Below are 10,655 nucleotides of genomic sequence, written 5' to 3'. Positions count from 1 at the left end.
TTATTAATCGTGGAGTTTTATATGAAATCTAAAATTGTAGTCATTGTTTTTATTTTAGGTAGTTTATACTATCTCTTGGCTGAAGCCATTAGTGCATTTTCATTTAATGACTTGTTGACTAATACATATCTTTTTCATACAATTTCAGAACTGGGAATTCCTAATATCAATTCTCCATTAGCCTTTCTAATGAATTCTGCATTTGTAATCATTGGTCTAACTTTCATATTTGGTAATTTCTACAAATTAAAGGATTTCATTATAAAAAATAAGGTTGTTTTCTATATTTTAACCATAGTTGCAGCTATTGGAGTGATAATTGTTGCTATGGTTCATGCAGGAAATCCTGTAACTGATGGTTTTCATAGCTTAGGTGCCATAATGGCTATTCTTGGTGGAAACATATTGCTCATTATCATATCAAGGTCTATGGATAAGTTTGAAACCTATCAAAAGGTCACTTTGGCCTTAGGGATCATTGGATTAATAGCATTTTGGATAATGTTCTTTAATATGGAAAGCCTTTACATGCCAGTATTTGAAAGATTATCAGTTTATACCTTGATTATCTGGAGTTTTATCAGTGGAGTTTATTTATTGAAGGAATGTTAAGGGTTTCTTATGGCAGTCAGCAAATCCAAGAGAATATTTTACTTAGATGCTCTAAGGGCGGTAGCTATTCTTACAGTTGTAGTTGTTCATGTCTATGCGGTTACAAGAATTCATGCAATTCCTTATTTTGAACCAGGTCCAGGTTTTAGATGGTTATTTTCTCAGTTTACAGGAAATAATCTCAGAATTGGTGTGAATCTGTTTTTAATGTTAGCGGGAGCATTGTCTCTTGGACGAGAATGGACCATCAAGGAATTTTTAGGAAAAAGAATTCCTCGTATTGTAGAGCCTTTCGTGTTTTGGGGATTGGTTTCAGGAACCATTGCAGTAATCATATCCTATTTTTTCGGTTATAAATTTATTTTTGCCTTTGATATAAATTCAATACTCTACTTCTTTTATGGTGTCTTTATGGCAAAATCACCTGGATTTTTAGCTAATTGGTTCTTCTGGATGATTTTAGGAACATATCTGATCATGCCTATTTTCAACAAATGGTTGCAGCATGCAGATTTGAAAGAAGCGGAGTATTTTCTTGCATTTTGGCTTATAACTTGTTTATTCACTTTCACCTTAAACATTGATTTTCCAATTAAATTAAGCTATTTCGTTAGTCCAATTGGTTTGGTGGTTGCAGGATACTATTTAAGGCATACACAGAGAAAAATATTGAATAATCCTTATTTTGCCTTAGCATTGACACTGCTGTCAGCATTCATTATCATGGGCATTGTCACTTATCTTTCCAGTCCAGGCAAATTCTACACATTAAACAGATATTCATTGCCTATTACCCTTGAGGTGATTGGTGTATTCCTATTGTTTAAGAACTTTAATAAGTTTGGTCTTGATTTAGGCTTCATTAGAAATGAGAACAGCTTATTTAGAAAGTCAGTTTCATTGATTGCTAAATACAGCTATGGAATTTATCTTATTCAAGGATTGTTCCTATGCATTTATCTAAAAATAGTGCCTTATTATGGCATTTACAGTTTAATGCTGATCTTATTTGTTTTAGTTGTACTCAGTTCAATGATAACAATGCATGTTCTAAATAAGGTAAAATATGTTAATAGATTTATAGGGTCTAAATGATTAAATCCTTATAGAGGTTATTAATTTATTTATATATTAAAAGTTACAAAGGTATACTTATGAATACAAACAGATTTGAAACATTTTTTGATGCAGTTTTAGCAATTATCATAACGGTTTTAGTGTTGAAATTAACTCAACCGGCATCTCCTACATTAGGGGCTGTTTTGGCATTGAATGCAAGGTTCATTACATATGCTATCTGTTTTTTAGTGATTTTTATAATTTGGTATGATAATCATAATCTGTTTCAGATCGTTGAAGAGATAGACCATAATGTCTTGTCAATATATGCTGTTCAAATATTTGCAATAAGCCTTCTTCCTTATTTTGCAACATGGGTGGCTTTGCATATCAACTCTATTGCAGCAGAAACAATGTATGGGATTGTTTTCCTTGCAATAGACATTCTGTATATTATTTCAATCAATGCCATTTATCGGGCAAATCCTTATAACACTGAATTAGGCCAATCTAATTTTATAAGCGTTTACAGTTACATTCCTATAGCAATAATGATTTTAGGATTTGTTCTCACCTATACAGTCTATGTGCCTGGAATCTATATTTGCGTTCTGCTTTCTGTTATATGTTGGCTAATATTTTCAAGACTGAAAAGCCCGGATAATGGTAGCACTGATAGGTTTGAAGCTTTCATTGACGCAATCATTGCAATCATAATTACAATAATCGTGCTTGAGATTCCTATGGTTGCAAACGGTTCATGGGATGCATTCCTTGATATCAAATTGGAGTTTATAGTTTATGCTGTAAGTTTCATGGTATGCTTTAATTTCTGGAATTACAACAATCATCTTTTTAGCATTGTCAATAAGGTGAATTCCAGGGTTATTTGGATAATTGGCGTTGCATTGTTCCTATTGTCATTAATTCCATATCTGACTGTATTTGTAAGTTTTAATCCTGATTCATTCTTCCCTAGCTTTTTATATGGATTGGACTTTGTCTTGATAGTCTTCACTTCACTCATAAATACAAAGGCTTTGAAGGATTCAGATCCTGCAAATATTGCATTGCAAGTTGCTTTGGAAGACAATAAACCTCTTATTTCTATGGTAGTGTTGGTATTGCTTGGAATGATAATAGGATATTTCGTTTATCCTTTAGCTGTTGTCATAGCATGTTTAGTTTCCATAATCACTATGTGGCTACTAACTTAAATGATACAATGCTTTCTAAATTTCTATCTTTTTAATTATTATTTTTAAAATTTTTTCTAGAATTATTATTCTTTTTGTTTTCTATTTTTTTAATCTCATTTTTTGATTTAAATAGTGATTATGCTCATTAAATCATAATTATTATATATAATATAAATCAAAAATAATAATGTATATTAAATAACTTAGTAAATTATCGTATAGTTTATAAGTTATTTAGAAGTATTTAGTTTGATTAATAATTTAATTATTTTATATTAGCTATTAATTCAAGTAATTAATTATTATAACGATTGGTTATTAATGAATAATTATTTTTTAATAGTTAATTGCTATAATAGTTAATTATTGTTCTTATATTATGAATTAAAGCTAAATATGTACTGCTATTGACTAAAGTGTGTGAATAGTAAATTTTTATTACTGAGGTGTTTTAATATGAAAACTACTGTTAGTGTTATCAAAGCAGATATTGGAAGTGTTTCTGGACACTGTGTATCACATCCTGCATTAATGGAAAAATGTGATGAAGTATTATCTGGTGCTTTAGAAACTGGTATTCTTGAAGATTATTACATTACCCGTTGTGGTGACGACATTGATTTGATCATGACTCACAGAAACGGTGAATTAAACGAAGAAGTTCACAAAACTGCATACGATGCTTTCCTTCAAGCAACTGAAATTGCTAGAGACTTAAAATTATACGGTGCAGGTCAAGACTTATTGACTGACACTTTCTCTGGAAACGTAAAAGGTATGGGTCCAGGTTGTGCAGAAATGGAATTCAAAGAAAGAGGAAGTGACCCTGTAATCGTTTACTGTATGGACAAAACCGAACCAGGTGCATTCAACTTACCTATATTCAGAATCTTTGCAGACCCATTCAACACTGCTGGTCTTGTAATTGACCCAAGCTTACACGATGGATTCAGCTTTGAAGTATTCGATGTAATGGAACATAAAAAAGTTATCTTAGACTGTCCTGAAGAAATGTACGACTTACTTGCATTAATCGGTTCCACTGGTAGATATGTAATTAAAAGAGTATTCAAGAAAAACGGTGAAATCGCAGCTGCAGTAAGTACTGACAAATTAAACATGTTAGCTGGTGAATATGTAGGTAAAGACGACCCTGTAGCTATTGTAAGAGCTCAATCCGGTTTCCCAGCAAACGGTGAATGTGTAGAGCCATTTGCATTCCCACACATGGTAAGTGGATGGATGAGAGGATCCCACAATGGTCCTATGATGCCTACCAGCCAAGAAGAAGCTAACCCAATCAGATTCGACGGACCTCCTAGAGTTGTAGGTTTAGGTTTCCAAGTAACTGATGCTAAATTGATTGGACCTGTAGACTTATTCGATGACCCTGCATTTGATGAAACCAGAAGACAATCTGCAAACATTGCTTCCTACATCAGAAGACATGGTCCTTTCGAACCACACAGATTACCATCTGAAGAAATGGAATACACTTCATTACCTGGTGTAATGGAAAAATTAGAACCTAGATTCGAAGACATGGATGACTAAGTCATCTATTTCTTTTCTTTTTTTATTTAATTTTTATTAGTTTTATATCGTTAGAACAATTTGTAGGGGGAAAATTATGACTTTTTGTCCAAGTTGCGGAGCAGAAAGAAAAGAAGGAAGTAAATACTGTCATAACTGCGGATATGATTTTGGAAATGTAGGTGCTGAAGAAACTACAAATTTAAATTCCAATACAGTAACTCAAAATTCCATTCCTAATGTTCAATCTGAGAACTCATATACTTTTTCTAAGATTTTAGGTTATATATGTGCAATATTAATACCTTTATTTGGAATTATTTTTGGTATTTACTTAATTACTCGTGATGAAGCGGATGCTAAAAAACATGGAAAGCTAATTATTGGACTTTCTATAGTTATATGGATTCTTTCTTTCATGCTTATGAACATGTAAATTTTTAATTTATTTTTTACTTTTTCTCTATTTTTTAAATTTTCATTTTTCTTATTTTTCTAAAAACATAGCTATTTCTCGTGTTTCATTTCCTAAAAGATCTGAATTTTTCATATCGCAATAATAATTGAATCCTAATTTTTCCAGGACTCTTTTTGATTGGTGGTTTTCATACCTGCAGCTTGCATGGATTTTACTAATTTCCAAATCTTCAAAGGCATGTCTAATAAGTTCTTCAGCTGCTTCAGCGACTAATCCTTGACCCCAATATTCCTCGCCAATCCAATAGCCCAATTCAACACCATCGTCTCCCCAGTAGTGGTTGGTGTTTGGATAGAATAGAAGCCCTACACAACCTATTGCATTGTCGTCAAGTGTTATGGCATAAGTTTCCTTTTTGGAAAAAACAGTTTTTATAATTTCTAAGCTTTCATCAACACTTTTGTGTGGTGGCCAACCTGCAATAGGTCCTATTTTAGGATTCTTTGCAAAATGGTATAGACATTCTGCATCACTTTCCTTCCATGGCCTTAGGACTAGTCGTTCTGTTTTTAGAATCATATTAAAAATTTTATCCAATAAATTATTTATTGTTTATGATTTGTGAAAATTAGCAAAAAAGTAATTAGTAAAAAAGTAATTTGATAATTGTAGTTAAGAAATATAAAAAAGATTATAATTAGTAAAAAGAGCATAATTAGTAAAAAGAATAAGAAGTAAAAAGAATAAGAAGAAAAAAATAAAAAAAGTAAAAAATTATATTGCGCCAAGTTCATCTAATTCTTGGATAACAATATCATGAGAAATTTTAGTCATGATTTCTCTAATCAATACATTTTTTTTACCTTTATTAGTGTAACCGTTTTTTTCCAAGATATTAATTAATTGTTCTTCAGTAAGATCTTCTAAGATAATTCTAATTTCAGTAACATCAATATCTGTCATAATAGACATCTCCCATTTTTAATCCAAATATTTTTTTTAAATTTAATTTTGAAAAATTTTATTATTAAGTTTACAATTTTTTAAAATTTAAAATTGTTCTTAATCACTTGAATAAATATTTATATATGAAAGTATTTAAATTTTTAGTTTTTATTCTATCAAATAGTTTGTATATTTATGAATGATTTTTTTCCATTTTCTTGAAATTTTCTAAAATTTCAATCAAAAAACCATCCAAATTTTTGAAATTTCAATTTGATAAATATTTTAGATATAAAGTTCTATTATTTTATAGTTTACGATATAAAACTATCATTTAATTAATCGAATATTTAATTAAATTAATCCATGAATCATCCTTAGTGCATCGAGTAAACCGTGGCTATATTCAATACAACCAAAAGCAGTTCTTGTGTCTTTTTTCTCAAGGTAATATTTTGAATCATTCCAATAATCGACTGCCCTATCATAAACTTCCTTTTCTTTTCCTTCGAACTTGATGTCTTCAACTTGTTTCAAGTTTCTTTCAAGTTTTGCAATATCAATTGCAATTTTCTCTTCACTTTCAAGATCTTTCATTTCATATGCTCCGAACAATTCTAAATTTTATTTTTGAAATTTTTTGAGAATCTATTTTTTAAAATATTAATATTGAAAATTTTTATCTTAATCTTTTTTGTCTATGTCTTTGGGGTCCATTCAACATTTTCCATACATGCACTATTCTTTGTGCAACTGTAAAGTATGAAAGAATCACAAGTATGTAAATGAAATATGTGAATATGATGTTTGAATGGAATATTACTGCAATAACTGCACCTAACATTAAGATTATCATTCTGACTGCACGTTCAGCTATTCCTATATTGCACTCAACCCCTTGGGATTCTGCTCTTGCCCTTACATAACTGACTGTAATTGCTGAGTGAATAGCTAAAACACCTACAAACCAGTGGCAATATCCTCCAAATATGATACCTATGAAAATGATTGCATCTGCAAAACGATCCATTGTTGAATCCAAGAATGCTCCAAATGGACTCGCTCTATCATGATATCTTGCAACAGCTCCATCAACAACATCTAAGAATCCGCTGAGAAGGATAAATAATGCCCCTCCTATCAGATTGCCTGTAGCAAAGAAAAATGCTGAGATAATTGCCAAAAATGGGGAGATTACGGTTACAATATTTGGATTAATATTCAATCGACTAGCTAAAGGTTCTAAAAATTTTGTAAGATATGGTCGTAAACTATTAAGCATAATTTTATTATATTGATTAACTAATATATATTTAATTAGATTATCTTAGTAAAGTTTAAGATTTAAGTTATGAAATTTTAATAGTATATTCAATCTATTTTGGTGAATTTATGAAAATATTTAAGATGAGTGGCGAAAATCCTGATATGGATTTAATCGGTGAAGCTATTGAGATAATGGCAAATGGAGGAATCATACTCTATCCTACAGATACCGTTTATGGATTGGGAGCAAATATTTTCAATAATGATGCAGTTAAGAAAATCTATGAAATTAAAAAAAGGGATTCATCAAAGCCATTGTCTGTATTGGTTCAGGATACAAGCAGTTTGGAATTGATTGCAGACTTAAATAAGGATTCAAGAGCTATTGTCAATAAGTGGCTGCCTGGACCATTTACCTTTATTCTAAACAAGAAAAAAGTGGTTTCCCCATATGTCAGTGCAAGCACTAAAGTTGGAGTGAGAATTCCAGATTATAAGATTGCCAGATTGCTCGCAAGCCTGTTTCCTATAACAACCACAAGTGCAAACCTTACAAATGAATGCACATTATCCAATCCTCAGGATATTCTAAAGCAGATTGGAAATGATATTGATTTAGTCATTGATGTTGGTGATTTAGGCGATGCAAAGCCATCTACTGTCATTGACTTAAGTTCATCCAAGCCAACATTGGTTAGAAACGGATTTGATTCAAATGATATGGATTCATTAAAAGAGGATTTGGAGAAACTGGTTTAGATTAATGCTCTTTTGTTATTTTTACAATATTATTATAATATTTGCATGAAGATGTAAATTGAAATTAAGAAAAAAATTAACTTTAAATATATCCAAATAAATATTATGTTTACAGAGTAAAATTAAAAAAGTTATTATATTATTCTATATTATGAAGGGAAAGAAATGAAAATATTATCAAACATGACAGATCAGGAAAAGATTTCCACTAACTCTCCTTTAGATGAATTATTGGATGGAGGAATTGAGAAAAGGACAATTACACAAATATACGGCCCTCCAGGTGTAGGTAAAACCAATATTTGTCTAAATATAGCTATTGAAGTAGCTAAAAGAGGAAAAAAAGTAGTTTACATTGATACTGAAGGTGGAATATCAGTAGATAGGATAAGACAAATTTCAGGAGAATATTTTGAAACTGTTGCAAAGAATATCATTGTATTTGAACCTACTTCATTCAAGGAACAGGAAGAGGATCTTGGGCTTATTGAATCATGGATATCTTCAAATAGTGCAGATGTTGAACTTATTATATTGGACTCTGCTGTTGCATTGTTTAGGGTTGAAGATGATAGCACAAAATCTCACCTTTTGGGAAAACAGATGCAGATGCTTTCTGCACTTGCTATCAATCATGACCTCGCTGTTCTTGTTACAAATCAGATTTATGCTTCATTTGATGAGGAAAGTGAAGAGGATTTCTCTCCTGTTGGTGGTACAATCATTCAATACAGGAGTAAAATCATCATTGAACTAAAACGTGAAGAGGGAACTAATCAAAGAATAGCTCTTTTAAAAAGGCATAAGTCAAAAAGAGAAGGATTGGCTGTTCACTTCTTGATTACTAATAATGGAATTGAATAACTCATTTCCTTTATCTTTTTTATTTTTTAACTATTTTTAACTAATCTTTTTACTAATTTTTACTAATTTTTAGCAATCATTTCTCTATTCTTATTACTTTTTTTATTTTATTTATTAATTATAATCATTTTTAAGGAATTTAAGCTATTTTTTATTATTTTTATAAATAATTTTATATGTTACTTTTAATAGATAATATAATGTTGTATGTTTATTTGAAAACATAATCAGTTTAATTTTTAAAAAACTGATACTGATAAAATTATTATTTATAAAATTATTTTTAAATTTTTAATTAAGATATAGGATTTGTGATAAGATGATCCAAAAGAAGAAATATGCAAAAGCAGCTAAGATTATTCCAGATGGTTATGAATCTGCAAACCACTTTTTTGAAGCTGTTTTTAAGGATAAAGAAATGATTTGGATGGGTCAGAATACAAATGAATTGCATATTGGTCACAATGAGGATGTACACAAGGCAATGATTGATTGCATCGGTAGTGACGAATACTGCAAGTACCCACCTCCAGAAGGATTTACAGAACTGCAATCTTTGATTTTAAAAGATTTGGGCTTGGAAGACTTAAGTATATATGTTAACGCCGGCGCAACCGAATCTTTATACTTAGCCATGAATGCGGTTTTATCTCCTGAGGACAACGTTATCACACCAGATCCAGGATATCTCATTATTGATAACTTTGCAAGCAGATTTGCAAATGAAGTAAGACAAGTCAAGATTTACAGTGAGGAAAACAACTATAAGTTAACCCCTAAGCTTGTAAGGGAAAATATGGATGAAAACACTAGAGTAATTCTTTTAATCGATCCGTTAAACCCACTTGGAAGCTCTTACACTGAAGAGGAAATCAAGGAATTTGCAGAAATAGCTATTGAAAATGACATATTCCTCTTGCATGATGTGACTTACAGAGACTTTGCATACAATCACACCCTTTGTGCTAAATATGCTCCAAACAACACTATTACTTGCTACAGTTTCTCCAAGATATTTGGTATGGCAGGTTTAAGATTAGGGGCTATCATTTCAAGCGCAGAAGTTATTGATGTAGTAAAAAGCATTATCATTAACGATGTAGGTACAAATATGGTTGCACAAGCTGGTGCACTTGCCGCTCTTAAATCCAAAGATGAGTGGATTGATAGGGTTAGAGACACCACTTTTGAAAATCAAAAGATAATCAAGGAAGCAGTTGACCAGTGTGAAGGAGTCTTTTTACCTGTTTATCCATCAAGTGCAAACATGATGGGAATTGACTTATCAGGTGCAGGAATAGATCCTGAAGCCATGTCTTCATATTTGATTGAGAAAAAGGTGTTCACCAGACAAGGTTCCTATACAAGTAATACCTTTGGTCATAACTACTTGAGAGTAAGCTATTCAATTGATCCAGAAAAGGTCAAGGTATTTGCTCGTGAATTTGTACTTGCTGTTGAAGCTTTAAGAACTAAATAATTTTTTTATTTAGTTTATTTTTTCTTTTTTTTACTAATTTTATAATTTTTTTATAAAATGTTTATTTTATCTTATTTTTTGATTTAATCAATTTTAAACTATTTTTTATTCTTTTCATGTAATTTCATGTAAATTAATTCGTATAGTGTAAAACTTTAAAATTGATGAAAATTGTTATTTTTTTATGAATTATTTTGAAAAAATTTTTTTAAAAAAAGTAAAATAAGTTTTTAGAAAAAATCTAAAAACTTTAATATATTGTTCGCTAGTTTAATTTAACTAGTCTTTTAAGTAGTAATACTCACCTTGCTCTTTCTGTTCTCTGTCAAGGTAAGAGTCATATTTATTCACTCTAGGACGTTTGGTTTCCTTATCTCTTCTAAAGGTAATGTCCAAGTCTCCCAAGAACTGGTTCATGCTTGTTCTCAAGTCTGCTGGCTTGGAAGCATAACCATTGAGTCCAGGTTCTCCACTGAATACCATTGCCCTATCTGAAATGTAATCGATAAACACGATATCG

12 protein-coding genes and 1 pseudogene are annotated in these 10,655 nt (G+C 30.8%); 8 read left to right on the top strand and 5 right to left on the bottom strand.

What is annotated here, in order from left to right:
* The first annotated feature begins 21 nt into the window (after positions 1 to 21).
* The 5 genes from IJI80_RS03750 (at position 22) to IJI80_RS03730 (ending at position 4,839) form a co-directional block, all read left to right on the top strand.
* Complete coding sequence (locus IJI80_RS03750) at positions 22 to 612, top strand: DUF998 domain-containing protein (protein ID WP_292787761.1); 591 nt, start codon at positions 22 to 24, stop codon at positions 610 to 612.
* A 9-nt stretch (positions 613 to 621) separates the two neighbouring features.
* Positions 622 to 1,707: an acyltransferase family protein gene (locus tag IJI80_RS03745; protein WP_292787759.1), complete on the top strand. Its 1,086-nt coding sequence runs from the start codon at positions 622 to 624 to the stop codon at positions 1,705 to 1,707.
* 59 nt (positions 1,708 to 1,766) lie between these two features.
* Complete coding sequence (locus IJI80_RS03740; protein WP_292787757.1) at positions 1,767 to 2,888, top strand: TMEM175 family protein; 1,122 nt, start codon at positions 1,767 to 1,769, stop codon at positions 2,886 to 2,888.
* A gap of 438 nt (positions 2,889 to 3,326) precedes the next feature.
* On the top strand, positions 3,327 to 4,424 hold the full coding sequence (gene fbp, locus IJI80_RS03735; protein ID WP_292787756.1) for a fructose-1,6-bisphosphate aldolase/phosphatase: 1,098 nt from the start codon (positions 3,327 to 3,329) through the stop codon (positions 4,422 to 4,424).
* A gap of 76 nt (positions 4,425 to 4,500) precedes the next feature.
* Positions 4,501 to 4,839: a zinc ribbon domain-containing protein gene (locus tag IJI80_RS03730; RefSeq protein ID WP_292787754.1), complete on the top strand. Its 339-nt coding sequence runs from the start codon at positions 4,501 to 4,503 to the stop codon at positions 4,837 to 4,839.
* 51 nt (positions 4,840 to 4,890) lie between these two features.
* Here the strand turns inward: IJI80_RS03730 and IJI80_RS03725 are convergent, their stop codons facing one another.
* The 4 genes from IJI80_RS03725 to pgsA all read right to left on the bottom strand — a co-directional run bounded on the left by IJI80_RS03725 (position 4,891) and on the right by pgsA (position 7,048).
* The gene (locus tag IJI80_RS03725; protein ID WP_292787753.1) at positions 4,891 to 5,400 is read right to left on the bottom strand and encodes a GNAT family N-acetyltransferase; all 510 of its coding nucleotides are present in this window, start codon (positions 5,398 to 5,400) and stop codon (positions 4,891 to 4,893) included.
* 195 nt (positions 5,401 to 5,595) lie between these two features.
* Entirely contained in the window at positions 5,596 to 5,784 is a 189-nt protein-coding gene (locus IJI80_RS03720) for a hypothetical protein (RefSeq protein WP_292787751.1), read from the bottom strand.
* A 336-nt stretch (positions 5,785 to 6,120) separates the two neighbouring features.
* Positions 6,121 to 6,363 (bottom strand): DUF357 domain-containing protein, encoded by a 243-nt coding sequence (locus tag IJI80_RS03715; protein WP_292787749.1) that lies wholly within the window; start codon positions 6,361 to 6,363, stop codon positions 6,121 to 6,123.
* Positions 6,364 to 6,445: 82 nt separating this feature from the next.
* Complete coding sequence (pgsA, locus tag IJI80_RS03710; RefSeq protein ID WP_292787747.1) at positions 6,446 to 7,048, bottom strand: archaetidylinositol phosphate synthase; 603 nt, start codon at positions 7,046 to 7,048, stop codon at positions 6,446 to 6,448.
* Positions 7,049 to 7,158: 110 nt separating this feature from the next.
* On the opposite strand from pgsA, the gene IJI80_RS03705 reads away from it, so the two are divergent.
* From IJI80_RS03705 to IJI80_RS03695, 3 genes are all read left to right on the top strand, one after another.
* Positions 7,159 to 7,791, top strand: coding sequence for an L-threonylcarbamoyladenylate synthase (locus IJI80_RS03705; RefSeq protein ID WP_292787745.1), 633 nt, complete (start codon positions 7,159 to 7,161; stop codon positions 7,789 to 7,791).
* Between the two features lie 165 nt (positions 7,792 to 7,956).
* On the top strand, positions 7,957 to 8,655 hold the full coding sequence (radB, locus tag IJI80_RS03700) for a DNA repair and recombination protein RadB (RefSeq protein WP_292787744.1): 699 nt from the start codon (positions 7,957 to 7,959) through the stop codon (positions 8,653 to 8,655).
* 319 nt (positions 8,656 to 8,974) lie between these two features.
* On the top strand, positions 8,975 to 10,135 hold the full coding sequence (locus IJI80_RS03695; protein ID WP_292787743.1) for a pyridoxal phosphate-dependent aminotransferase: 1,161 nt from the start codon (positions 8,975 to 8,977) through the stop codon (positions 10,133 to 10,135).
* A 279-nt stretch (positions 10,136 to 10,414) separates the two neighbouring features.
* Here IJI80_RS03695 and IJI80_RS03690 read toward each other — a convergent pair.
* Positions 10,415 to 10,655, bottom strand: a pseudogene (locus tag IJI80_RS03690) (ribosome biogenesis/translation initiation ATPase RLI); the annotation flags it as partial.

The organism is Methanobrevibacter sp. (assembly GCF_017432245.1).
In the GTDB taxonomy this organism is placed as follows: domain Archaea; phylum Methanobacteriota; class Methanobacteria; order Methanobacteriales; family Methanobacteriaceae; genus Methanobrevibacter.
Note: the sequence above shows the minus strand (reverse complement) of the source record. Positions and strands in the feature narration are given on the sequence as shown.

Excerpts from the sequence above, each read along its gene's own strand:
- IJI80_RS03705 (WP_292787745.1), top strand. The coding sequence starts at position 7,159 with ATGAAAATATTTAAGATGAGTGGCGAAAATCCTGATATGGATTTAATC.
- IJI80_RS03715 (WP_292787749.1), bottom strand. The coding sequence starts at position 6,363 with ATGAAAGATCTTGAAAGTGAAGAGAAAATTGCAATTGATATTGCAAAA.
- IJI80_RS03695 (WP_292787743.1), top strand. The coding sequence starts at position 8,975 with ATGATCCAAAAGAAGAAATATGCAAAAGCAGCTAAGATTATTCCAGAT.
- IJI80_RS03720 (WP_292787751.1), bottom strand. The coding sequence starts at position 5,784 with ATGACAGATATTGATGTTACTGAAATTAGAATTATCTTAGAAGATCTT.
- fbp (WP_292787756.1), top strand. The coding sequence starts at position 3,327 with ATGAAAACTACTGTTAGTGTTATCAAAGCAGATATTGGAAGTGTTTCT.
- IJI80_RS03750 (WP_292787761.1), top strand. The coding sequence starts at position 22 with ATGAAATCTAAAATTGTAGTCATTGTTTTTATTTTAGGTAGTTTATAC.
- IJI80_RS03740 (WP_292787757.1), top strand. The coding sequence starts at position 1,767 with ATGAATACAAACAGATTTGAAACATTTTTTGATGCAGTTTTAGCAATT.
- pgsA (WP_292787747.1), bottom strand. The coding sequence starts at position 7,048 with ATGCTTAATAGTTTACGACCATATCTTACAAAATTTTTAGAACCTTTA.
- IJI80_RS03730 (WP_292787754.1), top strand. The coding sequence starts at position 4,501 with ATGACTTTTTGTCCAAGTTGCGGAGCAGAAAGAAAAGAAGGAAGTAAA.
- radB (WP_292787744.1), top strand. The coding sequence starts at position 7,957 with ATGAAAATATTATCAAACATGACAGATCAGGAAAAGATTTCCACTAAC.
- IJI80_RS03745 (WP_292787759.1), top strand. The coding sequence starts at position 622 with ATGGCAGTCAGCAAATCCAAGAGAATATTTTACTTAGATGCTCTAAGG.
- IJI80_RS03725 (WP_292787753.1), bottom strand. The coding sequence starts at position 5,400 with ATGATTCTAAAAACAGAACGACTAGTCCTAAGGCCATGGAAGGAAAGT.